This window comes from Xanthomonas arboricola (assembly GCF_003353015.1).
Classification (GTDB): Bacteria; Pseudomonadota; Gammaproteobacteria; order Xanthomonadales; family Xanthomonadaceae; genus Xanthomonas; species Xanthomonas arboricola_E.
Genome location: NZ_QREM01000010.1, coordinates 272,658 through 298,745, shown reverse-complemented (window position 1 = coordinate 298,745; position 26,088 = coordinate 272,658). Strand labels below are relative to the sequence as shown.

20 protein-coding genes are annotated in these 26,088 nt (G+C 66.8%); 14 read left to right on the top strand and 6 right to left on the bottom strand.

Features of this window, described 5'->3' with window-relative positions; genetic code table 11:
* The first annotated feature begins 81 nt into the window (after positions 1-81).
* Both C0541_RS18740 and C0541_RS18735 read left to right on the top strand, forming a co-directional pair.
* Positions 82-2,313: an NADP-dependent isocitrate dehydrogenase gene (locus C0541_RS18740; protein ID WP_115050896.1), complete on the top strand. Its 2,232-nt coding sequence runs from the start codon at positions 82-84 to the stop codon at positions 2,311-2,313.
* 270 nt (positions 2,314-2,583) lie between these two features.
* Positions 2,584-4,320: a caspase family protein gene (locus C0541_RS18735; RefSeq protein ID WP_115050894.1), complete on the top strand. Its 1,737-nt coding sequence runs from the start codon at positions 2,584-2,586 to the stop codon at positions 4,318-4,320.
* On the opposite strand, the gene C0541_RS18730 is transcribed toward C0541_RS18735, so the two are convergent.
* Complete coding sequence (locus tag C0541_RS18730) at positions 4,317-4,910, bottom strand: response regulator transcription factor (RefSeq protein ID WP_115050891.1); 594 nt, start codon at positions 4,908-4,910, stop codon at positions 4,317-4,319. The two genes, C0541_RS18735 and C0541_RS18730, sit on opposite strands and share 4 nt — an antisense overlap.
* 610 nt (positions 4,911-5,520) lie before the next feature.
* Between C0541_RS18730 and aceK the strand changes: the two genes are divergently transcribed.
* Positions 5,521-7,260, top strand: a complete 1,740-nt coding sequence (aceK, locus tag C0541_RS18725; protein WP_115050888.1) for a bifunctional isocitrate dehydrogenase kinase/phosphatase — start codon at positions 5,521-5,523, stop codon at positions 7,258-7,260.
* Between the two features lie 108 nt (positions 7,261-7,368).
* Here the strand turns inward: aceK and rho are convergent, their stop codons facing one another.
* Together rho and trxA are read right to left on the bottom strand one after the other, a co-directional pair.
* Positions 7,369-9,264 (bottom strand): transcription termination factor Rho, encoded by a 1,896-nt coding sequence (rho, locus tag C0541_RS18720; RefSeq protein WP_161960156.1) that lies wholly within the window; start codon positions 9,262-9,264, stop codon positions 7,369-7,371.
* 217 nt (positions 9,265-9,481) lie between these two features.
* Complete coding sequence (gene trxA, locus C0541_RS18710) at positions 9,482-9,823, bottom strand: thioredoxin TrxA (protein ID WP_010370143.1); 342 nt, start codon at positions 9,821-9,823, stop codon at positions 9,482-9,484.
* Between the two features lie 198 nt (positions 9,824-10,021).
* On the opposite strand from trxA, the gene rhlB reads away from it, so the two are divergent.
* The 6 genes from rhlB to rpoH all read left to right on the top strand — a co-directional run bounded on the left by rhlB (position 10,022) and on the right by rpoH (position 16,106).
* Positions 10,022-11,740, top strand: a complete 1,719-nt coding sequence (gene rhlB, locus C0541_RS18705; RefSeq protein WP_115050885.1) for an ATP-dependent RNA helicase RhlB — start codon at positions 10,022-10,024, stop codon at positions 11,738-11,740.
* Between the two features lie 75 nt (positions 11,741-11,815).
* Positions 11,816-12,502, top strand: coding sequence for a cell division ATP-binding protein FtsE (gene ftsE / locus C0541_RS18700; RefSeq protein ID WP_064629648.1), 687 nt, complete (start codon positions 11,816-11,818; stop codon positions 12,500-12,502).
* A complete protein-coding gene (ftsX, locus tag C0541_RS18695) occupies positions 12,499-13,449 on the top strand; it encodes a permease-like cell division protein FtsX (RefSeq protein ID WP_115050882.1) in 951 nt (316 codons plus the stop codon). Before ftsE ends, ftsX begins: the two co-directional genes overlap by 4 nt.
* Before the next feature lie 8 nt (positions 13,450-13,457).
* The gene (locus tag C0541_RS18690; RefSeq protein WP_161960155.1) at positions 13,458-14,300 is read left to right on the top strand and encodes a response regulator; all 843 of its coding nucleotides are present in this window, start codon (positions 13,458-13,460) and stop codon (positions 14,298-14,300) included.
* A gap of 5 nt (positions 14,301-14,305) precedes the next feature.
* Positions 14,306-15,031, top strand: coding sequence for a uracil-DNA glycosylase (gene ung / locus C0541_RS18685; protein WP_115051160.1), 726 nt, complete (start codon positions 14,306-14,308; stop codon positions 15,029-15,031).
* A 199-nt stretch (positions 15,032-15,230) separates the two neighbouring features.
* Positions 15,231-16,106 (top strand): RNA polymerase sigma factor RpoH, encoded by an 876-nt coding sequence (gene rpoH / locus C0541_RS18680; RefSeq protein ID WP_024938885.1) that lies wholly within the window; start codon positions 15,231-15,233, stop codon positions 16,104-16,106.
* A gap of 147 nt (positions 16,107-16,253) precedes the next feature.
* Here the strand turns inward: rpoH and C0541_RS18675 are convergent, their stop codons facing one another.
* The gene (locus tag C0541_RS18675; protein WP_115050879.1) at positions 16,254-16,868 is read right to left on the bottom strand and encodes a trimeric intracellular cation channel family protein; all 615 of its coding nucleotides are present in this window, start codon (positions 16,866-16,868) and stop codon (positions 16,254-16,256) included.
* 52 nt (positions 16,869-16,920) lie between these two features.
* Positions 16,921-18,213, bottom strand: coding sequence for an NAD(P)/FAD-dependent oxidoreductase (locus tag C0541_RS18670; protein ID WP_115050876.1), 1,293 nt, complete (start codon positions 18,211-18,213; stop codon positions 16,921-16,923).
* 118 nt (positions 18,214-18,331) lie between these two features.
* On the opposite strand from C0541_RS18670, the gene C0541_RS18665 reads away from it, so the two are divergent.
* The 3 genes from C0541_RS18665 to C0541_RS18655 are packed head-to-tail and all read left to right on the top strand — an operon-like array spanning position 18,332 to position 20,342.
* Positions 18,332-18,865 carry a hypothetical protein gene (locus C0541_RS18665; RefSeq protein WP_115050873.1) on the top strand — a complete coding sequence of 178 codons (534 nt, stop codon included), beginning with the start codon at positions 18,332-18,334 and terminating at the stop codon, positions 18,863-18,865.
* Positions 18,856-19,683, top strand: a complete 828-nt coding sequence (locus C0541_RS18660; RefSeq protein WP_161960186.1) for an NYN domain-containing protein — start codon at positions 18,856-18,858, stop codon at positions 19,681-19,683. The genes C0541_RS18665 and C0541_RS18660 overlap by 10 nt, the downstream gene beginning before the upstream one ends.
* Entirely contained in the window at positions 19,680-20,342 is a 663-nt protein-coding gene (locus tag C0541_RS18655; protein WP_115050868.1) for a glutathione S-transferase family protein, read from the top strand. The genes C0541_RS18660 and C0541_RS18655 overlap by 4 nt, the downstream gene beginning before the upstream one ends.
* A 1,161-nt stretch (positions 20,343-21,503) precedes the next feature.
* On the opposite strand, the gene C0541_RS18650 is transcribed toward C0541_RS18655, so the two are convergent.
* Entirely contained in the window at positions 21,504-23,726 is a 2,223-nt protein-coding gene (locus tag C0541_RS18650) for a primosomal protein N' (protein ID WP_115050865.1), read from the bottom strand.
* Between the two features lie 470 nt (positions 23,727-24,196).
* Between C0541_RS18650 and C0541_RS18645 the strand changes: the two genes are divergently transcribed.
* Both C0541_RS18645 and C0541_RS18640 read left to right on the top strand, forming a co-directional pair.
* Positions 24,197-25,234: a hypothetical protein gene (locus tag C0541_RS18645; protein WP_115050862.1), complete on the top strand. Its 1,038-nt coding sequence runs from the start codon at positions 24,197-24,199 to the stop codon at positions 25,232-25,234.
* Complete coding sequence (locus tag C0541_RS18640) at positions 25,221-25,823, top strand: DUF3106 domain-containing protein (RefSeq protein ID WP_115050859.1); 603 nt, start codon at positions 25,221-25,223, stop codon at positions 25,821-25,823. The genes C0541_RS18645 and C0541_RS18640 overlap by 14 nt, the downstream gene beginning before the upstream one ends.
* Positions 25,824-26,088 lie beyond the last annotated feature (265 nt).

The following is a 26,088-nucleotide window of genomic DNA, read 5'->3' as shown; positions in this document are numbered from 1 at the left end:
AGCAGCGACCTGCGTCGCGCACGCCAACGCCAGTACCGCGACCGCCGGCGCTCCCTCCGACCACACGAGCCATCGCACCTTATGTCGAAGACACCGAAGATCATCTACACGCTCACCGACGAAGCACCGTATCTGGCCACGCAGTCGCTGCTGCCGATCATCGATGCCTATACCGATACCGCCGGCATCGTGGTCGAAACCCGCGATATCTCGCTGGCTGGCCGCATCCTGTCGCTGTTTCCCGAACACCTGAGCGACGCGCAGAAGATCGCCGACGACCTCGGTGAGCTGGGCGAGCTGGCCACCACGCCGGAAGCCAACATCATCAAGCTGCCCAACATCAGCGCCTCGGTGCCGCAGCTCAAGGCCGCCATCGCTGAACTGCAGGGCCAGGGCTATGCGCTGCCGGCGTATCCGGACACGCCCAAGGACGATGCCGAAAAGGACGTCAAGGCGCGCTATGACAAGGTCAAGGGCAGCGCGGTCAATCCGGTGCTGCGCGAGGGCAACTCCGATCGCCGCGCGCCGCTGTCGGTGAAGAATTACGCACGCAAGCATCCGCACCGCATGGGCAAGTGGAGCAGCGATTCGAAGTCGCACGTGGCGCACATGGACGAGGGCGACTTCTTCGGCAGCGAGCAATCCACCACCGTGGCCGCTGCCGGCGCGTTGAAGATCGCGTTCGTCGGCAACGATGGCAGCAGCAGCGTGTTGAAGGAAAAGGTCGCGGTCAAGGCAGGTGAGATCGTCGATGCCGCCGTGCTGAGCAAGCGCGCGCTGGCCAGCTTCATCGACGCGCAGATCGCCGATGCCAAGGCCAAGGACGTATTGTTCTCGGTGCATCTGAAAGCGACCATGATGAAGGTCTCCGACCCGGTGCTGTTCGGCGTGGTGGTCGGCGAGTTCTACAAGGACACGCTGCGCACGCATGCCGAGGCGCTCGCGTCGGTCGGCTTCGATCCCAACAACGGCATCGGCGACCTGTACGCACGCATCGCCACGCTGCCGGAAGCGCAGCAGGCGCAGATCAAGGCCGATATCCAGGCCGAATATGCGCAGCGCCCGGCCCTGGCCATGGTCAATTCCGACAAGGGCATCACCAACCTGCATGTGCCCAGCGACGTGATCGTCGATGCATCGATGCCGGCGATGATTCGCGATTCGGGTCAGATGTGGAATGCCGAAGGCAAGCTGCAGGACACCAAGGCGGTGATCCCGGATCGCTGCTACGCCGATGTCTACCAGGCCGTGATCGACAATTGCAAAGCGCACGGCGCGTTCGATCCGTCCACCATGGGCTCGGTGCCCAACGTCGGCCTGATGGCGCAGAAAGCCGAGGAATACGGCTCGCACGACAAGACCTTCCAGCTTCCCGCCGCCGGCACCGTCAAGGTCACCGACGACAAGGGCAACACAGTGTTCGAACATGCGGTGGAAGCCGGCGATCTGTGGCGCATGTGCCAGGTCAAGGACGCACCGATCCAGGACTGGGTCAAGCTGGCCGTCGAACGTGCGCGCCTGAGCGAGACGCCTGCGGTGTTCTGGCTGGACAAGGCCCGCGCCCACGATGCGCAGGTCATCGCCAAGGTCGAAACCTATCTGAAGGATCACGACACCAACGGCCTGGATCTGCGCATCCTGCCGCCGGTGGAGGCGACCACCTTCTCGCTGGAGCGCATCCGCAAGGGCCAGGACACCATCTCGGTCACCGGCAACGTGCTGCGCGATTACCTCACCGACCTGTTCCCGATCCTGGAGCTGGGCACCAGCGCCAAGATGCTGTCGATCGTGCCGCTGATGGCCGGTGGCGGTTTGTTCGAAACCGGCGCCGGTGGCTCGGCGCCCAAGCACGTGCAGCAGTTCGTCGAGCAGAACAGCCTGCGCTGGGATTCGCTGGGCGAGTTCCTGGCTCTGGCCGCCTCCTTGGAACATCTGGGCAACCGCTACGACAACCCGTCGGCCACGGTGCTGGCCAAGGCGCTGGACGTGGCCAACGGCCAGTTCCTGGACAACAACAAGTCGCCGGCACGCAAGGTCGGCGAACTCGACAACCGCGGCAGCCATTTCTATCTGGCGATGTACTGGGCGCAGGCCCTTGCCGCACAGACCGAAGACACCGCGCTGCAGGCCAAGTTCGCGCCGCTGGCCAAGGCCCTGACCGATAACGAAGCCACGATTGTCGCCGAGCTCAACGGCGCGCAGGGCAAGCCGGTGGAGATCGGCGGCTACTACCACCCGGACCTGGCCAAGGTCAGCGAAGCGATGCGCCCGAGCAAGACCTTCAACGACGTACTGGCGACGCTTAAAGCCTGATCCTGATGGCTGAAGCCGCCTTCTGAGGCGGCGTGTCCGCATGCATGTCCCCACGACCCGCTTCGAAGGAAGCGGGTCGTTCTGTTTCCGCGGCACCGATGAGAAGGCAGCCAGCGTGCGATCGCGTATGCCGTTGCGGGTGCCTTTCCCAGATCCTGGCGTTCGCTAACGCCAACCATCGCCAACCATTGGCGTGCTCGTCCATGCCAATGCGCCGTTAGGCACACTTGAGCGTTCGGCTGGGTCGTTGGATCCACGGATCTGGGCACGATGGAGGATAAAAACCGGATCCATCGATGCATGGCCGGTTCGCACAAACGCGACCAGCATTGGATTACTCGGCAAACCGCCGGGCAACGATCGACGCGATACAAGGGAGTCTTCCCGATGACAACGCGAGCGCTTGTAGTTGGTATCAACAACTACCCAGGGACCAATGCACTACCGAGTTGTGTACAGGACGCAACCGCATTTTCAACGCACCTGCAGTCCAAATTTGCATTTCAGGAAATCAAGGCGCTGACCGACCAGCAGGCAAGCAAGCATGCGGTTCTGGACGGACTTGCATGGCTGTTCAATGGAGCCACGCAGCAGGATCGTCTGGTGTTCTTCTACTCCGGTCATGGCTACCGGCCGCAGATCAACGGCGAGTTGCGCGAGGCGCTGGTGACGCAGGACAGCCAGTTCCTCGATGACACCGAATTGGCGGCTGCAATGGTATCGGTGCCGGATGGTGTGCTGACGATCGTTCTGGATACATGCTTCTCCGGTGGTTTGGAGAAACTCTTCATTGCTGAAGACGGCAGGATTGCCCATGTCGTCAAGTCCAAGTTCTGGACTGCCGAGGCGCCGACGAGCCCGGTAACTAGCTCCAAAGGATTTGAACCTACTGCAGTGTCCTTCAGACCATTCGGGTTGGTCCTGCCCCCTGCGTCGAAGGGGTATGTACCCGGCACCGGTGATGCAACGGTCACCACGCTCACGCTTCCGGCGTCCAAAGGCTTGCTCATATCCGCCGCACAAGCCGATGAGACCGCATCTGCGTCCACGCCAGAAACCAACGGAATGTCTGCCTTTACATACGCCTTGCTGGATCAGGTCGATCAGCCTGGCGCAGCACGCTCATCCATCGACCTTGTCCTAGGAGCGGGAAACACGCTTCGACGTCTGTTCGTGAAGCAGACGCCCGCAATCAAGTTGCCGATCAAGCCGGCTGGAATGGGGCAGTTGAGCTTTTTGAAGCTCGACCCGCTTGCCGTCTCTTCGCCTGCCAATGATTCCCCTCTTTCTTCGCATCCTTCAGAGGTCAACGTCATGTCCGCATCCATCTCCAGTGGTTTCAATTCCTCGGCCCTGCTCGCCGGCCAATCGCTTTCGGTAGACAAGGCGTGGTACGACAGCATCACCCGCGCGGTGGGCACGGCATTGCCAATCGTGTTGCCGATCGTGACCCAGGCAATGCAAAGCAAGGGCTTTTCGCCAACAGCGCAGGCGCAAGGCCTGGCCGTGGGCAGCGTGGATGAAAAAGCCTGGTACGACAGCATCAGCCGCGCCGTAAGTACGGCGTTGCCGATCGTATTGCCGATGGTGACCCAGGCAATGCAGAGCAAGGGTTTTTCACCGCAAGCGCAAGGCCCGGCCACAGGCAGCGTGGGTGAGAAAGCCTGGTACGACAGCATTACCCGCGCGGTCAGCACGGCACTGCCGATCGTGCTGCCGATCGTGACCCAGGCGATTCAAAGCAAGGGATTTTCACCGGCAGCGCAGGCGCAGAGCCTGGCCGTGGGTAGCGTGGATGAAAAAGCGTGGTACGACAGCATCAGCCGGGCAGTGAGCACGGCATTGCCGATCGTGTTGCCGATGGTGACCCAGGCAATGCAGACCAAGGGCTTCACGCCTGCGGTTAGTGCAGGCACGCCAAACGACGAAGGCTACGATAAAGCCTGGTATGACACCGTGCTCGATGTGGCCAAGACCGTTGCACCCGTTGCACTGGCCCTGGTCTAAGGCATCGAAAAAGCGGCGCCGATGTTCACCACCGCTTGCAGGCGTGTGCGTGCATCGGTCTTTCTGAGCACGCTGTGTACGTGATTTTTTACGGTAGCCAGTTCGATACGCAGATTGCGTGCAATTTCCTTGTTGCTCAGTCCGCGCGATAACAGGTCGGCCACCTCACGCTCGCGTGGGGTGAGTCGGTACATCGTCGGTTGTGGTGAGGCCGACATGGCGCGTCTGTTGGGAGGACGTTCGTGGAAGTTGTTGCCAAGGACGCTCAGCATTTCTTCGACGCCCACTTGACGGCCAAAGATGTAATTCATGCTTGCGCCGTTGCAGATCACCTCCTGACTGGAAGAACTTAATCCAAATGCCACCATCAAGGTCTGTGGCCAACGACGCCTGAGCGCTGACAGGCTTGGCAGAACGCCATCGGCGCCCACATCCAGCAGCACGGCATCCATTGCACGCTTTTCCATTTCTATGACGGCTCCGCCGATGCTGGTGGCCAGGGTCACTGTGATCTGTGCCTGTGCGGTACGCAGCAGTGAATCGAGCGCATCACCATAGATCTGTACCTCGCTCAGGACCAACAACTGCATGCGTATTCCTTGTCATTGCATTGTTGCGGCTTTGTCGGGAAACAGTGGCGCCAGACACGACGTGTCTGCCTGGCGCAACAACATCGCCTGATCCTGTATCAACAGCGGTAGCGCGCCACGTTACCGACGATGCTACTGATCGGTATGCGTGAAGGGTCTGATGGCAGCATCTGCGTTGCCCGGTGTCTGTACAGATCCTGACAAACTCTGGCCTGCAGCCGATGGAAGAAAGCGTAACGACGCCCCGCGATTGCGCCGCTGCCTGGTTCCAGCAAGGCTGGGTCGCGCGTCCTCAAGAAAGGCCAGGCCAGTGGAAAGAGCACAAGCTTTCTGTTGCTCCAGAAAACCCTGAAGCCAGAAATAGCATATGCGGTGTCTGCAGGTCCCTGACGAATCTCTCTCTGTGGCAAGTGCGTCAACTGGCTGGACTTCCCGCGCGCAGTCGCGGCCGTTGCCGTACGTTTGCCAGAACCGGCTGGATTTCCCGCGTGCAGTCGCGCCCGTTGCCGTACGTTTGCCAGGATCGTATCTTCAGCGAGGTCGTAATGCTGCCGAGGCCACTTGCGACATTGCGTGTCGTCCGACGCCCCACGCTGGGTACACTGCCGCCATGAGCCCACTTCCGTTACCGCCGCAGTCCGAGCGCCGCGCGTTGGCGATTGCCCATGCCGTGTACGAGGCCTTCGAGGACTACCACGCCCGGTTTGCCGAGATCACCGCACGCGCCAAGCAGCGCTTCGAGACGCGCGACTGGAGCGGCGCACGCGAGGATGCGGTGGCGCGGATCGCGCTCTACGACCAGTACATCAGCGAATGCATGCTGCGCCTGCGCGCGGTATTGCTGGGGCAGGCGCACGATCGCGCGCTGTGGATGCGCGCACGCGAGCATTACGCCGCGCTGCTGACCGGGTTGATCGATCAGGAGTTGTACAAGACCTTCTACAACACCCTGACCCGGCGTTACTTCGGCACCCACGGCGTGGATGCGGAGATCGAATTCATCGCGCTGGATATCGAGCCGACCGATGCGATCACCGTGCCGGTGGCGCGGCATACCTACGCGGTCTCGCCCGGCCGGCTGACCGACATGCTGGTGCGCGTGCTCGGCGATTATTCCTTCGACGTGCCGTATGCGCATCGCACCCGCTGCGCAGCGGCGATCGCGGTGCGCCTGCTCGACGATCTTGCGCACTGGGGCGAGCACCCGGTGCGCAGCGTGGAACTGCTGGAGACCGTGTTCTATCGCGAGCGCCGCGCCTACCTGGTCGGCCGGGTGTTCGGCGAACATCGCTTCTCGCCCTGCGTCATCGCCCTGGTCAACGACGACGCCGGCCTGCGCGCCGAAGCGGTGCTGACCCGGCGCAGCGATGTCGCGCAACTGTTCAGCAACTCGCGCAGTTACTTCCAGGCCGATCTGTCCACCGTCGGCGATGCGGTGGTGTTCTTGCGCAGCCTGCTCACCCACAAGCCGGTCGACGAGCTGTACACGATGCTCGGGCGCGCCAAGCAGGGCAAGACCGAGCGCTATCGCACCTTTTTCAGCCATTTCCAGGCACATCCGGCCGAGCAGCTGGTGCATGCCGATGGCACGCCCGGCATGGTCATGGTGGTGTTTACGCTGCCCAGTTATCCGCTGGTGTTCAAGCTGATTCGCGACCGCTTCGCCTACCCCAAGACCATGAGCCGCGCGCAGGTGGAGGGCAAGTACGAGCTGGTGTTCCAGCTCGATCGCATCGGCCGCCTGCTGGACGCGCAGCCGTATCGCTTCCTGCGCTTTCCCAAATCGCGTTTCGCGCCCGCGCTGCTGGAAGAGCTGCAGACCAGCTGTGCCGCGAGTCTGAGCGAAGATGGCCAGGACGTGCTGATCGCGCTGTGCTACGTGCAGCGCCGCCTGCGCCCGCTCAATCTCTACCTGCGCGAACAACTGCCCGAGGCCGCGCATGCGGCTGCGCTGGACTACGGCCAGGCAATCAAGGACATGGCGCGCAACAACATCTTTCCCGGCGACATGCTGCTGAAGAACTTCGGCATCACCCGTCATCAGCGCGCGGTGTTCTACGACTACGACGAGCTGTGCCTGATCACCGAATGCACCTTCCGCGACTGGCCCACGCCCACCACCTACGAAGAACAGATGGCTGCCGAACCCTGGTTCCATGTCGGCCCACGCGATGTGTTTCCCGAGCGTTTTGCACTGTTCATGGGCCTGCCGCCCTCGCAGCTGCAAGCGGTCAAGCACCTGCATCCGCAGCTGTTCGACCCGCAATGGTGGCGCGACCTGCAAACCCGGTTGCGCGAGGATGATTATCCGGACACGCCGCCCTATGCGGACTCGCGTCGGCTGGCCTAGTCGCCCTATGCCTGCGCGGCGACAACCCGGTGCGCTTGTGCGCGGACGCCGCGCCCACAAAAAAGCCCCGCGATGCGGGGCTTTTTCTTGTCGAAAACGCCGAGCGACTCAGCGCTTCATCGAACTGAAGAACTCGTCGTTGGACTTGGTGGTCTTCATCTTGTCCAGCAGGAATTCCATCGCTGCGATTTCGTCCATCGGATGCAGCAGCTTGCGCAGGATCCAGATCTTCTGCAGCAGCTCCGGTTCGATCAACAGATCTTCGCGACGCGTGCCCGAGCGGTTGATGTCGATCGCCGGATACACGCGCTTTTCGGTGATGCGACGGTTCAGGTGCACTTCGCTGTTGCCGGTGCCCTTGAACTCTTCGTAGATCACCTCGTCCATCTTGCTGCCGGTTTCCACCAGCGCCGTGGCGATGATGGTCAGCGAGCCGCCTTCCTCGACGTTACGGGCCGCACCGAAGAAGCGCTTGGGACGGTGCAGCGCGTTGGCGTCCACACCGCCGGTGAGCACCTTGCCGGAGCTGGGCACCACGTTGTTGTAGGCGCGTGCCAGGCGGGTGATCGAGTCGAGCAGGATCACCACGTCCTTCTTGTGCTCGACCAGGCGCTTGGCCCGCTCGATCACCATCTCGGCGACCTGCACGTGGCGCGCGGCCGGTTCGTCGAAGGTGGAGGAGATGACCTCGCCGCGCACGGTGCGCTGCATTTCGGTCACTTCTTCCGGGCGCTCGTCGATCAGCAGCACGATCATGTGCACTTCGGGGTGATTGGTGGTGATGGCCGTGGCCACCTGCTGCATCATCATCGTCTTGCCGGCCTTGGGCGGGGAGACGATCAGCGCACGCTGGCCCTTGCCCTGCGGCGCCATCAGATCGAGGATGCGGCCGGTGATGTCCTCGGTGGACCCGTCGCCGCGTTCCAGGCGGAAGCGCCGGCGCGGGAACAGCGGGGTCAGGTTCTCGAACAGCACCTTGTTCTTGCTGGCTTCCAGCGGCTCGCCATTGATGGTGTCGACGATCGACAGCGCGAAATAGCGTTCGCCGTCCTTCGGGAAGCGGATGCGGCCGGACAGGTGGTCGCCGGTGCGCAGGTTGAAGCGACGGATCTGGCTGGGCGAGATGTAGGTATCGTCCGGGCCGGCCAGGTAGCTGGCTTCGGCGGCACGCAGGAAGCCGAAGCCGTCGGGCAGGATTTCCAGCACGCCGTCGGCGGCAACGCCTTCACCGTGGCGGGTCAGCACCTTGAGCAGGGCGAAGATCACATCCTGCTTGCGCGCGCGCGCCACGCCTTCCTGGATGTTGAGCTGGTCGGCGATATCCAGCAGCTTCTGCGCCGGCATCCGCTTGAGATCGCTCAGCGAATAGACCGGGAAGCCTTCCGGCACGGCCGGATGCGGACGCGCGATGAACGGCTCGTTGCTGCCATCGGACGACGGCATGCCACCACCGCCCTCGTTGCCGAAACGGTCGCGGCCACGGTCGCGGCGGTTGCGGAAGCGGTCACGGCGGTTGCCCTGCTGGTTCTGCCCCTGGCCCTGGCCTTGCTGATTCTGGCCGCCATTCTGGTCCTGGCCCTGGCCCTGGCCCTGGCCTTGCGCCTGGGACTGGCCCTGGTTCTGGCCCTGACCGCGGCTTTGTGCCTGATTCTGGTTCTGCTGCTGCTGCGCCTGGTTGAAGCGCTGCTGCTGGGTCTGGCCACCCTCGCGGGAGTCGCCATGGGCGTCGCCGCCCTGGTTGCCCTGGTTGGCGCTGGGGGCGTGACCGGCATGGGAGGCGCCATCGCCGGACGTCTGCACCGGTGCCGGGTCGGCAGCGTGCGACGGTGCCTGCGGGGCACGTGGAGCGTCGGGTGCGGGGCTGGCGGGCAAGGGCAGGTTGGGCTGCTGCGCGCCACCGTCGTCGGTGGCAGCGGCGGTCTTGCTCACGCGCGGCTTGCGCACGCGCTTCTCGACAGGAGCGTCGACGCTGCTCCCGGTATCGGAGGAAGGATGATCGGACAAGTGCGTGATTCCTCGCTAAGAGTGCGAGCGCCCGGCTGGGGGGCGAACTTTAGGTGATGGGAGTCTAGAAGAGGTTTCTAGAGGGGTACGTCGGCGCACGAACGTGCTCCGGATCGACTGACACTATCACCGCTGCGCGCAACCGCGCAAGCGCCTGCCGCAGCAGGGTTTAACTGCCGGCGCATCATCGGGCGCCCATCGCTGGACGCCCACCCGCTCAGGCAGCCGCGCCGCCCAGGGTCTTGTCGATCATCTGGGTCAGCTGGCCCTTGCCAACCGCACCGATCTGGGTGGCCTGCACTTCGCCATCCTTGAACAGCAACAGCATCGGGATCGAGCGCACGTGGTACTTGATGGCCAGGGCGCGGTTCTGGTCCACATTGACCTTGGCAACCTTGAGCCTGCCCTGGTAGGTATCGGCCAGATCGTCCAGCACCGGGGCGATCATCTTGCAGGGTCCGCACCATTCGGCCCAGAAATCCACCAGTACCGGTTCGCCGGATTGCAGTACAGCTGTGTCGAAGTCGGCATCGCCGACATGTTGAACCTTGTCGCTCACGTTGGGTCTCCTGGAAACCAAAACGGCCCGCCCGAACGGGCAGGCCGCTACATTGCGTTAAACTGGGGCATTGCGCGACTGAATCAAGTGTCAGTCCTGAAGCCGCGCTGTCCGCCACAACAGCCGCAGTTTGCGACGCTGTCGGCATCGATGCAAGCCGCGCCCGGGCTGCCCAGGGCGCCTCACGAAGACGGAATAATGAGCGACAAACCGCTGACCGATTTGACTTTTTCCACGTTCGACCTGCATCCGGCGCTGATCGCCGGGCTGGAGAGCGCCGGGTTTACCCGCTGTACCCCGATCCAGGCGCTGACCCTGCCGGTCGCGCTGCCGGGCGGCGACGTCGCCGGCCAGGCCCAGACCGGCACCGGCAAGACCCTGGCATTCCTGGTGGCGGTGATGAACCGCCTGCTGATCCGCCCGGCGCTGGCCGACCGCAAGCCGGAAGACCCGCGCGCGCTGATCCTGGCCCCGACCCGCGAGCTGGCGATCCAGATCCACAAGGACGCGGTCAAGTTCGGCGCCGACCTGGGCCTGCGCTTTGCGCTGGTCTATGGCGGGGTGGACTACGACAAGCAGCGCGAGCTGCTGCAGCAGGGCGTGGACGTGATCATCGCCACCCCGGGCCGGCTGATCGACTACGTCAAGCAGCACAAGGTGGTCTCGCTGCACGCCTGCGAGATCTGCGTGCTGGACGAAGCCGACCGCATGTTCGACCTGGGCTTCATCAAGGACATCCGCTTCCTGCTGCGGCGCATGCCCGAGCGCGGCACCCGGCAGACCCTGCTGTTCTCGGCCACGCTCAGCCATCGCGTGCTCGAGCTCGCCTACGAGCACATGAACGAGCCGGAAAAGCTGGTCGTCGAGACCGAGAGCATCACCGCCGCACGGGTGCGCCAGCGCATCTATTTCCCGTCCGACGAAGAGAAGCAGACGCTGCTGCTGGGCCTGCTGTCGCGCAGCGAAGGCGCGCGCACCATGGTGTTCGTCAATACCAAGGCGTTCGTCGAGCGGGTGGCGCGCACGCTGGAGCGGCATGGCTACCGGGTCGGCGTGCTGTCGGGCGATGTGCCGCAGAAGAAGCGCGAGTCGCTGCTCAACCGCTTCCAGAAGGGCCAGCTCGAGATCCTGGTCGCCACCGACGTGGCCGCGCGCGGCCTGCATATCGACGGGGTCAAGTACGTCTACAACTACGACCTGCCGTTCGATGCGGAAGACTACGTGCACCGCATCGGCCGCACCGCGCGGCTGGGTGAAGAAGGCGATGCGATCAGCTTCGCCTGCGAGCGCTATGCGATGAGCCTGCCGGACATCGAGGCCTACATCGAGCAGAAGATCCCGGTCGAACCGGTGACCTCCGAGTTGCTGACGCCGCTGCCGCGCACCGCGCGCGTGCCGGTGGAAGGTGAAGAGGCCGACGAGGACGCGGGCGACAGCGTCGGCACGATCTTCCGCGAGGCGCGCGAACAGCGGGCGGCCGAAGAACAGCGTCGCGGCGGTGGCCGCAGCGGCCCGGGCGGCGCATCGCGCAGCGGCAGTGGCGGCAGTCGTCGCGATGGCGGCAGTGCCGACGGCAAGCCGCGTCCGCGTCGCAAGCCGCGGGTGGAAGGCGAAGCCCCGGCAGCGGCCGCGCCGAGCGAAACCCCGGTGGTTGCCGCGGCGTCGGTCGATGCACCGTCCACCGTCGTCGCCGATGCCGAGCGCGCACCGCGCAAGCGGCGCCGGCGTCGCAACGGCCGCCCGGTCGAAGGGGCCGAGCCGGCAGTGGCCTCCACACCGGTCCCCGCACCTGCCGCACCGCGCAAGCCCACCCAGGTGGTCGCCAAGCCGGTACGCAGTGCGGCCAAGCCGTCCGGCAGCCCGTCGCTGCTGAGCCGCATCGGCCGTCGTCTGCGTTCGCTGGTCTCCGGCAACTGATCGTTTGCGGCCTGCGTCGCATCGCCGGGCTCCGGCGATGCGACGCAAGCGCTGGCGCTCCGGCATAATCGCCGGATGACCGTTCTGCGTTTCGACAACGTCAGCAAGCACTACGCCGGTGGCCACCAGGCGCTGACCGATGTCAGCTTCGAAGTGGCCGATGGCGAGATGCTGTTCGTGACCGGCCACTCCGGCGCCGGCAAAAGTACCCTGCTCAAATTGATCCACCTCAGCGAGCGTCCCAGCCAGGGCGCGGTGCTGCTGGGCGAGCGCAACCTGCTCAAGGTGCGCGGCCGGCAGATTCCGCTGCATCGTCGCCAGGTGGGGGCGGTCTATCAGGACCACCGTCTGCTCAACGACCGCAGCATCGCCGAGAACGTGGCCTTGCCGCTGATCCTGCGCGGTACCCGCCGTGCCGAGATCGGCAAGCGCGTGCGTTCGGCATTGGAGCGGATCGGTCTGGCCCATCGCGACAAGGCGCTGCCATCGCAGTTGTCGGCCGGCGAGCAGCAACGCGTGGGCATCGCCCGCGCCATCGTCGGCGAGCCGCGCCTGCTGGTGGCCGATGAGCCCACCGGCAATCTGGATCCGGCGCTGGCTGCCGAAATCATGCAGTTGTTCGCCGAGCTGCCGGCACGCGGTACCAGCGTGCTGGTGGTCAGCCACGACCTGGCCCTGCTCAAGCAGATGCGCAAGCGCGTGCTGATCCTGGACCACGGCCGGCTGGTCGACGACATCTCGCCGCAGGATCTGGCCGAATGAGCAAGCCCGCCAATACCGAAGCCGTCGCCCCCTCGCGGTTCGGCGTGTGGATCGACCACCACCTGCACAGCATCGCCTTCAGCCTGGGCCGTGCCATGCGCAAGCCCTGGGCCACCTTGCTGACCATCGTGGTGATGGCGCTGGCGCTGGCCTTGCCGCTGGGGCTGTCGATCGCGCTGGACAACGTCAAGTTGCTGGCCGGCAGCGTGCAGCAGTCGCGCGAGATCAACCTGTTCCTGAAGGTCGAGATCGGCGCCGAGGCCGCGCAGGCGCTGGCCGGCGAACTGCGCGCGCGCCCGGACGTTGCCCGGGTCACGCTGCGCACGCCAGCGCAGGGGCTGACCGAGCTGCGCGAGAGCGCAAAGCTCGACGAGGCGATCGATGCGCTCGGCGACAACCCGCTGCCGACGCTGTTGATCGTCACCCCGACCGATGCGGCCGACGATGCGCAACTGGCCGGTGCGCTGCAGGCCTTGCCGCAGGCCGACCAGGTGCAGCATGACGCGCTGTGGCGCAAGCGCCTGGATGGCTGGCTGCGTTTCGGCGAGCGGCTGGTGCAGGTGCTGTCGGCACTGCTGGGGATCGGCGCGGTGCTGGTGGTCGGCAATACGGTGCGGCTGGATATCCAGTCGCGGCGCGAGGAAATCGGCGTGCTGCAGTTGCTGGGCGCCAGCGATGGCTTCATCCGGCGTCCGTTCCTGTATCTGGGGGCCTGGTACGGGCTCGGTGCCGGCGCCGTGGCGCTGGCGCTGATCGCCGTCTCCGGGCTGGCGCTGCGCGCGCCGTTGGCGAGCCTGGCCGACAGTTACGGCAGTTCCTTTACCCTGCACGGGCTGGATCTGCTGCATTCTGCGATGGTGCTGGTCGGCACCCTGGTCCTGGGCTGGCTGGGGGCCTGGCTGGTGACCGGCCATTTCCTTCGCCAGACGCGTCCCACCGAGACCTGAGGCCTGCCATGCATCCACCGGATCTCAAGCACCTGATCAGCGATGCGCCGCGCGTGATGGTGGTCGATGGCTCCAAGCTGGTGCGCAAGCTGATCGCCGATGTGTTGCAGCGCGACCTGCCCAATGTGCAGGTGATCGGCTGCTCCAGCATCGCCGAGGCGCGCCAGGCACTGGAAGCCGGTGCGGTGGATCTGGTCACCACCTCGTTGTCGCTGCCCGATGGCGACGGCCTGACCCTGGCGCGCAGCGTGCGCGAGGCGGCCGGCCAGGCCTATGTGCCGGTGATCGTGGTCTCCGGCGACGCGCAGCAGCATCTGGTGGAGCGTCGCTTCACCGAATACGTCACCGATTATTTCGACAAGGCGCTGGGCCATGAAGCCCTGGCGACCTTCATCCGCGGCTATGTGCAGCCCGAGCCGGTGGTCGGCGCGACCGTGCTGTATATCGAGGACAGCCGCGTGGTGGCCGAGGCGACCAAGCGCATGCTCGAGCGCCAGAGCCTGAAGGTGGTGCATGTGCTCACCGCCGAGGATGCCTTCGCGCTGCTCACCGCCGAATCGCTGGGCCGTACCGAGCGCCGCATCGACGTGGTGCTGACCGACGTGACCCTGAAGGGCGAACTCAACGGCCGCGACGTGGTCGAGCGCATCCGCATCGATTTCGCCTACGGCAAGCGTCGCCTGCCGGTGCTGGTGATGACCGGCGACACCAATCCGCGCAACCAGTCCGACCTGCTGCGCGCCGGCGCCAACGATCTGGTGCAAAAACCCATCGAAGAACGTCTGCTGGTGACCAAGGTGCTGTTCCAGCTGCGCCTGGCACGGCTCGAGGACCAGGCCGTCACGCTATGACCGACGTGGCTGAAGGCGAAGCGCGCATCCAGCTGGAACCGTCGTGGAAGGCGCGGGTGGGCGACTGGCTGCTGCGCCCGGAGATGCAGGAACTGTCCGCATTCCTGCGCCAGCGCAAGGCGGCCGGGGCGCGGGTGTTCCCGCCGGGTCCGCAGATCTTTGCGGCCTTCGACGCCACCCCGTTCGAGCAGGTCAAGGTGGTGATCCTGGGCCAGGACCCGTATCACGGCGAAGGCCAGGCACACGGGCTGTGCTTTTCGGTGCTGCCCGACGTGCCGGTGCCGCCGTCGCTGCTCAATATCTACAAGGAACTCCAGGGCGACCTGGGCATCGCGCGGCCGGACCATGGCTACCTGATGCCGTGGGCACGCCAGGGCGTGCTGCTGCTCAATGCGGTGCTGACGGTGGAGCAGGGCCGCGCCGGCGCGCACCAGAACAAGGGGTGGGAGGGCTTCACCGACCATGTCGTGGAGACCCTCAACCGCGAGCGCGAAGGCCTGGTGTTCCTGCTCTGGGGCAGCTATGCGCAGTCCAAGGGCAAGGTCATCGACCAGGCGCGCCATCGCGTGTTCAAGGCCCCGCATCCGTCGCCGTTGTCGGCGCATCGCGGCTTCCTGGGCTGCCAGCATTTCTCCAGGACCAACGAGCATCTGCAGCGGCGTGGGCTCGGCCCGATCGACTGGTCGCTGCCGCCGCGTAACGCGCTGGACACCACTTCGGCCAGCGGCTGAACGGCGCTGGCGCCGTTCCATTTCGCGACGTGTCTGTCACGGCCTGCGCAGGGCGGCGGTGGTAGCGTAAGTGTCCAAATTCGGGAGATATGCCGTAGAACGCCGGCGATGCAAAAACCCCGAACGTCCTATAAATGGAACGCTGGGAACTCTTCCTGTACCCGGCAGTCCAATAGTTCGACTGCTAAGATGGTGCCCTATGAACCAGATCACCTCGACTGCCCTTGTGGCAAACAATCTCCCGATCCCCAGTGCGCTCGGTTCGCTGGACGCCTACATCGGTGCCGTGCACCAGATCCCGGTGCTGTCGGTCGATGAGGAACAGAATCTTGCCCGTCGCTTCCGTGACGAGCTGGATCTGGACGCCGCGCGCGAGCTGGTCCATTCCCACCTGCGCTTCGTGGTGCACGTCGCTCGCGGCTACAACGGCTACGGCCTGCCGCTGGGCGACCTGATCCAGGAAGGCAATATCGGCCTGATGAAGGCGGTCAAGCGCTTCGACCCGGAAATGGGCGTGCGCCTGGTCAGCTTCGCGGTGCACTGGATCCGTGCCGAAATGCACGAGTTCATCCTGAAGAACTGGCGCATCGTCAAGGTCGCCACGACCAAGGCGCAGCGCAAGCTGTTCTTCAACCTGCGCAAGTCCAAGACCCGCCTGGGCTGGCTCAATGCCTCCGAAGTGACGGCCGTCGCCAAGGACCTGAACGTCTCCGAGCGTGAAGTGATGGAGATGGAGTCGCGCCTGTCCGGTCGCGATATCGGCTTCGACGCCTCGTCCGACGAAGACGACGATCACGGCCCGCCGTCGCCGGTGAGCTACCTGGTGGCCAACGACGAAGATCCGTCGCAGGCCTACGAGCGTCACGACAGCGAAGACAATCAGCTGCAGCTGCTGCGCGAGGGCATGGCCGGTCTGGATACGCGCTCGCGCGACATCGTCAAGCGTCGCTGGCTGGACTCCGACTCCAAGGTGACGCTGCAGGAGCTGGCCGACGAGTACGGCGTGTCGGCCGAGCGTATCCGCCAGATCGAGGCGAATGCGCTGAAGAAGATGAAGGCACTGTTCGTGGCCTGATCGTCGATCATGCTGCAGGTGTTGCACAAACGGCCCGGTTTTCCGGGCCGTTTGCATGTGGGGTGCCGGTGCTGCGTCCAGTCCGAAGACGCGTGGTTGTTCGTCGTGGTCGTTCGCCGATGATCGACCGCGCTGCGGCCGCCCGCGCTACTCCGGCAGGCGCGCCACCGGCAGGTGCCAGCCGTAGCGGATGGCCATGAAACGCAGCCCGAAACACACCAGCGCGCCGGTCGCCAGCGACCAGGCCTGCGGCACCTCAAGCACGTGCCCGATCGCGACCAGGCCGCCGCCGGCCAGCGCGGCCACCGCATACAACTCCGCCTGCAGCACCACCGGCGTGCGCGCCACCAGCAGATCGCGGGCGATGCCGCCGCCGATGCCGCTGAGCATGCCCAGCAGGGTCGCGCTGAGCGGGCTGAGCTGGTAGTCGAGTGCCTTGCTGGTGCCGTAGACCGCAAACAGCGCCAGCCCGGCCGCGTCGAACAGCTGCACCGGGTTGCGCAGCCGTTCCACCGCCGCATGCCAGTAGAAACCGGCCACGCCGGCCAGGCAGGCGACCAGCAGGTACTGCGGATGCACCAGCGCCGCTGGCGGGGTGGCGCCGATCAGCACATCGCGCACGATGCCGCCGGACACCGCCGCCGCGCAGGACAGCACCAGCACGCCGAACAGATCCAGGCGGTTGCGCACCGCCACGGTGGCGCCGCTGAGAGCGAACACGAAGGTGCCGAGCAGATCCAGCAGGAACAGGAGGGTAGTCACGATCGAACCGTCGCATCAGGCCGCACAGCATCGCGTACGGCCTGCGGCGCTGTCATCCGTCCTTGCTGCTGGGCGGCGGGTCGTCGGTGGCGCCGCCGAAGATGATGCGCGCGGCACGCTGGTAGCTCCAGTACGCCATCGCCCAGTTCACCAGCACCACGAAGCGGTTGCGGAAGCCGATCAGGAAGTACACGTGCGCGGCCAGCCAGAACCACCAGGCCACGATGCCGGAGAGCTTGAGCTTGCCGACATGCACGATGGCGGCCATGCGGCCGATGGTGGCCAGGTTGCCGTAGTCCTGATAGCGGAAGGCCGGCGCGGACTGGCCGCGATGGCGGGCGCGGATCGCCTTGGCGATGTGCTTGCCCATCTGCTTGGCCGCCGGTGCCACGCCCGGCACCGGGCGGCCGTCCTGCTGGACCGAGGCCAGGTCGCCGCCGACAAAGATCTCCGGATGGCCAGGCACGCTCAGGTCCGGCTGCACCAGCACGCGGCCGGCGCGGTCCAGCGGCACGCCGAGCGTGCGCGCCAGCGGCGATGCGGCCACGCCGGCGGCCCACACCACCGTGCGTGCAGGCACGAAGGTGTCGCCGAGCTGGTAGCCGAGCGCATCGATATGCGTGACCGGCGTGCCGGTGTGCACGTCGACGCCCAGACGCTCGAGCTGCTTGCGCGCCTTGTCGGTGAGATCCTGCGGGAACGAGGGCAGCACGCGTGGGCCGGCTTCGACCAGGCGCACGCGTGCCTGTCGCGGGTCGATATGACGGAATTCGTTCTTGAGCGTGTGGCGGGCGATTTCGGCCAGCGTGCCGGCCAGCTCGACACCGGTCGGGCCGCCGCCGACCACGGCAAAACTCAGCCAGGCCGCGCGTGCGGCCGGGTCGGATTCGGCTTCGGCACGCTCGAAGGCGAGCAGCAACTTGCGCCGCAACACCAGCGCGTCGTACAGCGTCTTCAGGCCGGGCGCATGCTCGGCCCATTGATCGTTGCCGAAGTAGGCATGGGTGGCGCCGGTAGCCAGCAGCAGCATGTCGTAGCCGAGCGTGCTGCCGTCGGCGAGCACCACTTCGCGGCGGGCCGGGGCGATTTCGGCGACGTCGCCGAGCAGCACTTCGACATTGCGCTGCTCGCGCAGGATGTGGCGCAGCGGCGCGGCGATATCCGGTGCCGACAGGCCGGCGGTGGCGACCTGATACAGCAGCGGCTGGAACAAATGGTGGTTCTGGCGGTCGATCAGGGTGATGCGGATGCCGGGATCAGCGAGCGCGCGGGTGGCCCATAAGCCGGCAAAACCGCCACCGACCACGACCAGGTGCAGCGGAGCTTGGGAGGGGGAAGTAGTCATCGTCAGGTCTGATGGAATATGACGCGGGCGCATCAGCATGCCGCATCGGCAATGAACATGACGCCTGAAGGCGGCCCGCCTGCGGCATCATGTCGCATCCCGTCGATCTGGTGACCGCATGCCGGCATTACCGCCACCGTTGCCACCACCACCTCCTTCGCCCGCGATGGCAGCGGCTGCCGCACGGACGCCTGGAAGGCAGGTCAGTGGCGTCACGATCGGCCTGATCGGGCTGGCGGCCTGCGTGGTGCTGATCGGCATGGTGGTGCTGGGCGCGCTGGGTTGGCTGATCGTCTTTGGCTGGTCGCTGTTTGCCGATCAGGCACGCGCCGCGCTGCAGGACGATGCCGTGGTGCAGGAACGGATCGGCCGGATCCACACGATGCGGGTGGATCTGGTGCGCACCGGTCTGGCGCCGGGCGCCGACGATTTCGTGTTCACCGTGGAGGGCGATCGCGGCCGCGGCCGCGTGCATGCCACCTGGGTCAGCGGCGGGGCCGAGCGCGAGATCCTGAGCGATGGCGTGCTGACCCTGCACGATGGCAGCGAATATACGTTGCCATCGGCCGATGCCGACGACACCGGAACAGACGACGCAAGCGACACCGCAAGCGACACCGACCCTGCCGACACCTTCGAGGAATCACCATGATCGACAATCCCGACAAACGCATCGCCCTGCTGATCGATGCCGACAACGCGCCGGCCGGCAAGATCGACGTGGTGCTGGCCGAAGTGGCGCGCTATGGCGTGGCCAACGTGCGCCGCGCCTACGGCAACTGGAAGAGCCCGCACCTGAAAAATTGGGAAGCGGCGCTGCACGAATATGCGATTCGCCCGATCCAGCAATTTGCCTACAGCTCGGGCAAGAACGCCTCGGACATGGCGATGGTGATCGATGCGATGGACCTGTTGTATGCGCGCAACCTGGATGGCTTTGCGATCGTCTCCAGCGATGCGGATTTCACTCCGCTGGTGATGCGGCTGCTCACCGATGGCATGAAGGTGTATGGCTTCGGCGAGAAGAAAACCCCGGCGCCGTTCGTCAATGCCTGTTCCAAGTTCACCTATGTCGAAGCACTGGGCGAGCAGGCGGCAGCGGCCAGCGACACCGCCGCCGGCCGCAAGGACGCTACCGCGCTGCGCGGCGATACCCGGCTGGTGCAGATGCTGCGCAATGCGATCGACAGTGCCTGCGAAGACGATGGCTGGGCGCATCTGGGTGCGGTGGGCAAGCAGGTGGCCAACCAGGCCTCGTTCGACCCACGCAATTACGGCTATCGCAAACTCAGCGACCTGGTGCGCGCGATCGGCCTGTTCGAGATCAAGCAGGACGAGCAGGCCCTGTGGGTGCGCGATGCGCCCAAGGGCGGGTGGGCGAAAACAGCGCAGCCAGCGGCCGCCGCCACGCGGGCGACTTCCACAAAGCGCCCGGCGCGCACCACGCCCAAGCCGGCAGCGGGGAAATGACGATGGCGGAGGCTGCAACGCCACCGGCTGCGGGAGACGCCGCGATCACGCTATGGGGAAGGCGTAACTCCACCAATGTGCGCAAGGTGCTGTGGTGCGCGGAGGAAGCCGGGCTGTCGTATACCTCGATCGAAGTCGGCGGTGCGTTTGGTCGTAACGACACGCCCGCCTATCGCGCGTTGAATCCCAACGGGCTGGTGCCGACGCTGCAGGATGGCGCCTTGGTGCTGTGGGAGTCCAACGCGATCGTGCGCTATCTGGCCGCGCGCTATGCGCCGGCCCTGTATCCGCAGGCACCGGCCGAACGCGCGCTGGGCGATCGCTGGATGGACTGGACCACCTCGACGTTTGCCGGCGTGTTTCGCGACCTGTTCTGGGGCGTGCTGCGCACACCGGAACCCGAGCGCGATCCTGCGCGCATCGCCGCGGCGCTGACGCGCTCGGGCGAACTGCTGGCACGCGCCGATGCGGCCCTGGCGCAGCAGCCGTATCTGTCCGGCGCACAGTTTGCGATGGGCGATATCCCGCTCGGCAGCTTCATCTACGCCTGGTTCGAAATGCCGATCGAGCGCCCCGCGCTGCCGCATCTTCAGGCGTGGTACCGGCGCCTGCGCGCGCGGCCCGCCTACCAGCGTGGCGTGATGACCGCGCTGACCTGAGTGTCGGGCCTGTGCGTAGGAGCGCACCCGGGCGCGAGGGGCATTCCCGATAACGCCACATCGCGCGCAAGCGCGCTCCTACAACGCACGAGCCCACCGCGCGGCTCGCTGGCTTCGCGTTGTCTGTAGGAGCGCACCCGGGCGTGAGGGGCGTTCCCGGCAACGCCACATCGCGCGCAAGCGCGCTCCTACAATGCATGAGCCCACCGCGTGGCTCGCTGGCCTCGCGTTGTGTGTAGGAGCGCACCCGGGCGNAACGCCACATCGCGCGCAAGCGCGCTCCTACAATGCATGAGCCCACCGCGTGGCTCGCTGGCCTCGCGTTGTGTGTAGGAGCGCACCCGGGCGCGAGGGGACTTCCCGGTAACGCCACATCGCGCGCAAGCGCGCTCCTACAACGCACGATCCCACTGCGCGGCTCGCTGGCTTCGCGTTGTCTGTAGGAGCGCACCCGGGCGTGAGGGGACTTCCCGGTAACGCCACATCGCGCGCAAGCGCGCTCCTACAATGCATGAGCCCACCGCGCGGCTCGCTGGCTTCGCGTTGTCTGTAGGAGCGCACCCGGGCGCGAGGGGGCGTTCCCGGTAACGCCACATCGCGCGCAAGCGCGCTCCTACAATGCATGAGCTCACCGCGCGGCTCGCTGGCCTCGCGTTGTGTGTAGGAGCGCACCTGGGCGCGAGGGGNCATCGCGCGCAAGCGCGCTCCTACAATGCATGAGCTCACCGCGCGGCTCGCTGGCCTCGCGTTGTGTGTAGGAGCGCACCTGGGCGCGAGGGGACTTCCCGGTAACGCCACATCGCGCGCAAGCGCGCTCCTACAACGCATGAGCTCACCGCGCGGCTCGCTGGCCTCGCGTTGTGTGTAGGAGCGCACCTGGGCGCGAGGGGCATTCCCTGTAACGCCACATCGCGCGCAAGNACCGCGCGGCTCGCTGGCCTCGCGTTGTGTGTAGGAGCGCACCTGGGCGCGAGGGGCATTCCCTGTAACGCCACATCGCGCGCAAGCGCGCTCCTACAATGCATGAGCCCACCGTGCGGCTCGCTGGCTTCGCGTTGTGTGTAGGAGCGCACCTGGGCGCGACGGCATTGCCGGTAACGCCGCGTCGCGCCCGGGTGCGCTCCTACAAAACTGCAGCGCCGCTTGCGCGATACGCCGGTACTAGTACAGATCGATCGGATCCACATCCAGCGACCAGCGCACGCGCCGCGCCTGCGGCAGCGCATGGATCGCCGGCAGCTGCGCGTCGAGCAGACGATGCAGGGCCGAACGCTGTTGCGCGGACAACAGCAACTGGGTGCGCTGGAAACCGGCGCGGCGCGGCATCGGTGCCGGCATCGGGCCGTAGCATTCCACTGCAGCAAACGCGGGCGATGGCGCGGTGCTGTCCGCCGTGGTCAGGCCACGCACTGCCAGCAGGAACTGGTTGGCCGCCGCCACGTCCTTGGCTTCGGCGCGGAACAGCGCCAGATGCGCGAACGGCGGAAATCCCGCGGCCTCGCGCTGCTGCAGTTCGGCATCGGCGAAGGCGTGGTAGCCGCCGTTGACCAGGGTCTGCAGCAAGGGGTGTTCGGGGTGGTGGGTCTGCAGCCAGACCTCGCCGGGACGGTCGGCGCGCCCGGCGCGTCCGGCCACCTGGATCAGCTGCTGGGAGAGTTTCTCGGCGGCACGGAAGTCGGCCGAGAACAGTCCCTCATCAATGCCGACCACCACCACCATGGTCAGTCGTGGCAGGTCGTGGCCCTTGGCCAGGATCTGGGTGCCGACCAGGATGCCGGCGGCGCTGCCCAGGCGCGCCAGCTGGGTTTCCAGCGCGTCGCGGCGCTGGGTGGTGCTGCGGTCGATGCGCACCACCGGAAAGTCCGGGAACGCCTCGGTCAGGCGTTCTTCCAGTCGCTCGGTGCCGATGCCTTGCGGCTGCAGCGCCAGGCTGGCGCAGGCCGGGCAGGCCAGCGGTGCCGGCTGGCGCGCGCCGCAGTGGTGGCATTGCAGGCGCCGCCCGCCGGCGTGCACGGTCATCGGGGTCTGGTGCAGCGGCGTGCTGCAGCGCTGGCAGGCGGCGGTCCAGCCGCAGTCGTGGCAGAGCAGCACCGGCGCATAGCCGCGGCGGTTCTTGAACACCAGCACCTGCTCGCCGCGCGCCAGGGTGGCGCCGATGCCGGCCAGCACTTCCGGCGACAGGCCGTCCTTGAGCGGGCGCTTGCGCACGTCGAGCACGCGCACGCGCGGCGGACGCGCCTCGCCGGCCCGGCGCGACAGGCGCAGATGCCGGTAGCGACCGGAATAGGCGTTGTGCAGGCTTTCCAGCGATGGCGTGGCGCTGCCCAGGATCACCGGCACATCCAGCGCCTTGCCGCGCACCAGCGCAAAGTCGCGGGCGTGATAGCGGATGCCGTCCTGCTGCTTGTAGCTGCCGTCGTGTTCTTCGTCGATCACGATCAGCCCGGCATTGGGCAGCGGGGTGAACACCGCCGAGCGCGTGCCGACGATCAGCTTGGCTTCGCCGCGCCAGGCCGCCGCCCACACCCGCGCGCGCTCGCCATCGGACAGGCCCGAATGCAGCGCGTGCACCGGCACGCCCAGGCGGGCGCGGAAGCGGCCCAGTGTCTGCGGGGTCAGGCCGATCTCCGGCACCAGCACCAGTGCCTGGCGACCGGCCGCCAGGCAGTCGCCAATTGCCTGCAGATAGACCTCGGTCTTGCCGCTGCCGGTAACGCCGTCGAGCAGATAGGTGACAAAACCGCGTTGCGTACGGATGGCGTCGGCGGCGGCCTGCTGTTCGTCGTTGAGCTGCGGCCCGCTGCCGGGGCGGGGCGGGATGCTGTCGGCCGGCACCGCCACGCGCGCGGCGTAGTCGCGCTTGGCCAGGCTGCGTGCGGCCTGCCGCCATTGCGGCAGCAACGGATCCAGCTGTTCTTCGCCCAGCGCGCCGGGCAGCAGCAGGGCGGCCAGCAGGGCTGGGCGGCTGCCGGCGCGCAGGCTGGCGGCGCCGGTGCGCCCGGCCTCGGTCAGTTGCCAGGCCCAGGCATGGGTGTCGGCCAGCGGCTCGCCGCGGCGCAGCGGGCCGGGCAGGGCACTGGACTGGGCCTCGCCCAGCGGGGCATGGGTGTAGCGCGCCAGCCATTGCAGCGAGCGGGCCAGCTCCTCGACCAGCAGCGGGGCGGCGTCGCACCAGGCCAGCGCCGCGCGCAGCCCCTCGGCAGAGGCCAACTGCCCGATCTCCACCACCACCCCGACCAGCTCGCGTGGCCCGAACGGCACCCGCACCCGGCAGCCGACCCGCGCCGGGTCGGTCAGCGGGGCCTCGGCCGGGGGCAGATAGTCGAACAATTGGGGCAGCGGCACCGGCAGGGCGACGCGCAGGGTGGCGACGGTCGAGGACATCCGGCCAGTCTACCGACCCTGTCCAGTCCCCGGCAGACGCCGGCCGCGCGTCCCCGGATTCGCACAGGGGCTTACGCCGCGTTTGTGTGACGGAAGTGATAAATCCGACGTAAACCCATGTGAGGGTTAAGGAAACGGGTTTATCCACACTGCCTGTGGATAAGCCTGTGAATTAGTCTCCTGCTCCACGCTGTGAAGGCGGATTCACTAGCCTCTGCAACCTGTTGGACATTTTTTAGCCAAACGTCTTAAATCCATAAGGATCAATCACTTATGCGTGAAACACGAATGCAACAAAGAAAAACCAGCAGTTGACAGACGGCCGCGTATCGGTATGCCCGCCGCTGTGCACAACCTGCGCGGGTGAGAGCGGTCGGTGGCGCCAGGGCGCAACGCAGCCGGGTCGATCTGTCAAGCCATCGGCGAGGGACGATTGCGTCGGTATCATGCCGGCCGATGCTGGAGTTCCCATGACCGTAGTTCCCGACGCCCCCGTCACCCCTGCCGCGTTGTCAGCGTTCCTGCGCGGTGTCGAACGCCGGGCTCTGGTGCTCGCACAGCTGCAATGTGGCGATGGCGCGGCCGCCGAACGGGCGCTGGCGGCCGCGTTGCGGGCGTTCAGCAGCCAGGCGACGGGTCGCCCGATGGCCGGCTGGCCGATGCGCTTCTGGAGCCTGCTGGCAACCGCTCCGCCGCTACGGCGCGAGCCCATGCCGGGGACCTGGTTGCCTCCGTTCACCGCCCTGGGGCGGATGCAGACCGCCGACCGCCTGGCGCTGCTGCTGCGGATCGTGGCCGGGCTGGAAGAAGAACCCGCCAGCGAGGTGCAAGGCATCGAGGTGGCGGCCTACCGGCAGTCACTGGCCCGTGCCTGCCCGCGCGATGCGGCCGGCAACCCGGATGCGCAGGCCTGGCGGGTGCTGGCCGAGGCGGCGCAGCGGGAGTTGCGCGACCTCGGGCCGGCGCAGGTGAGCCGGCTGGCACAGCTGCGCGAGTCGGCCCTGGCCGGCATGCCGTTGCAGCCTGCCGCGGCCGCGCCCGTGGCTGCCGCCGCCGAGGCGCGGCGCCCGGCGGCCCCACGGGTGCGGGTTGCACGTCAATGGCAGTGGCCGCGGATCGACCGCCGCCACGCCGGCATCGTGCTGGCGGTGCTGGCATTGGTGCTGCTGCTCGCGGCGCTGGGCTGGTGGTGGACGCATCGCCGGCCGGCGCTGCCGCCCGAGCCGGTCTCGCAGGCCCCGGCCGGCGTGCTGCACGTCACCGATGCCGCGCCGGTGCTGGTGGAAGACCTGCCCGCCGCCGACCTGCCGGACGCGGTGGCAAGCCCCGGCCTGGATCCGCGCGACCAGGCGATGCTGGCCGACCCGGACCTGGAGCTGGCGCGTTCGGCCGATTTCTACGCCTGGTACGCGGCCGGCCATCCGGTGCCGGCCGACGAATCCGGCGCGCATGCCACCGCCGCCGACCCGCCTGCCGCCGGCCTGGAGACCGTCGATGACGAGAATTAACGGGTGTGGCCTGCTGCTGCTGGCCGCGGTCGGCGTGGCCGCGGCGCAAACCCTGCCGGCGCCGTTGCAGGAAGGCAATGCGAGCGTGCAATCCGGCCTGCCGACGCCCGCACTGTCCACTGCCGCAACTCCGAGCGCCGCGCAGCAACGTGCGCGCTGGGACGCCTTGACGCCTGCGCAGCGGGCCGAGCTGCGCGCCCGCTATGTCGCCTGGAAAGGGCTTACCGCCACCGACCGGGTGGTGGTGCGGCAGGCACGCGAGCGTCTGCATGGCCTGCCCGACGACCAGCAGCGCGCGCTGCGCACACAGTTCACCGCGATGGATCGCCTGCATCGCGATGGCTGGCGCCTGGGTTCGCAACTGGGCGCGTTCTATCCGCAGTTGCAGCCCTTGATCGGCTATGTGCCGCCAGCGCAGCGCGACACGCTGCTGGCGGCGCTGCGCAGCCTGGATGCCGGGCAGCTGGAGCAGCTGGCGATGCTGGCACAACGCACGCCGCCGCAGGAGCGCGATGCCCTGCGCGATGCCCTGCTTGCGCAGGCGCCGGCCACGCGCAGCGCCTGGTTGAAGCGCCAGCTGGCGCGCTAAGCGGCAGCGGCGGGACGGCGCCGGCGCACCGGCCCCCGCGCTGGCGGCGTCTCCACGTGTCCTCGGTGTCCATCCTCGATGCCACGCACCGAGGCCGGACACGGCGCGGAGGGCATGCAAGGCGGCCATCTTCGGCAGTGCAGTTGCCAGGTGGCGATCGTCACGACAAGGACAGCGATCCGCTCGGGCCCAGGCTCCGGGCCCGTGGACCGGCCACCACGGCCGCCTGACGGGGCGCATCGGCCGCCCCGCGCGTTCCCGGCGA

Excerpts from the sequence above, each read along its gene's own strand:
- C0541_RS18665 (WP_115050873.1), top strand. The coding sequence starts at position 18,332 with ATGCCGGCATTACCGCCACCGTTGCCACCACCACCTCCTTCGCCCGCG.
- C0541_RS18740 (WP_115050896.1), top strand. The coding sequence starts at position 82 with ATGTCGAAGACACCGAAGATCATCTACACGCTCACCGACGAAGCACCG.
- C0541_RS18650 (WP_115050865.1), bottom strand. The coding sequence starts at position 23,726 with ATGTCCTCGACCGTCGCCACCCTGCGCGTCGCCCTGCCGGTGCCGCTG.
- C0541_RS18690 (WP_161960155.1), top strand. The coding sequence starts at position 13,458 with ATGCATCCACCGGATCTCAAGCACCTGATCAGCGATGCGCCGCGCGTG.
- C0541_RS18640 (WP_115050859.1), top strand. The coding sequence starts at position 25,221 with ATGACGAGAATTAACGGGTGTGGCCTGCTGCTGCTGGCCGCGGTCGGC.
- C0541_RS18730 (WP_115050891.1), bottom strand. The coding sequence starts at position 4,910 with ATGCAGTTGTTGGTCCTGAGCGAGGTACAGATCTATGGTGATGCGCTC.
- ftsE (WP_064629648.1), top strand. The coding sequence starts at position 11,816 with ATGACCGTTCTGCGTTTCGACAACGTCAGCAAGCACTACGCCGGTGGC.
- rpoH (WP_024938885.1), top strand. The coding sequence starts at position 15,231 with ATGAACCAGATCACCTCGACTGCCCTTGTGGCAAACAATCTCCCGATC.
- C0541_RS18735 (WP_115050894.1), top strand. The coding sequence starts at position 2,584 with ATGGAGGATAAAAACCGGATCCATCGATGCATGGCCGGTTCGCACAAA.
- C0541_RS18670 (WP_115050876.1), bottom strand. The coding sequence starts at position 18,213 with ATGACTACTTCCCCCTCCCAAGCTCCGCTGCACCTGGTCGTGGTCGGT.
- C0541_RS18645 (WP_115050862.1), top strand. The coding sequence starts at position 24,197 with ATGACCGTAGTTCCCGACGCCCCCGTCACCCCTGCCGCGTTGTCAGCG.
- ftsX (WP_115050882.1), top strand. The coding sequence starts at position 12,499 with ATGAGCAAGCCCGCCAATACCGAAGCCGTCGCCCCCTCGCGGTTCGGC.
- C0541_RS18655 (WP_115050868.1), top strand. The coding sequence starts at position 19,680 with ATGACGATGGCGGAGGCTGCAACGCCACCGGCTGCGGGAGACGCCGCG.
- rhlB (WP_115050885.1), top strand. The coding sequence starts at position 10,022 with ATGAGCGACAAACCGCTGACCGATTTGACTTTTTCCACGTTCGACCTG.
- aceK (WP_115050888.1), top strand. The coding sequence starts at position 5,521 with ATGAGCCCACTTCCGTTACCGCCGCAGTCCGAGCGCCGCGCGTTGGCG.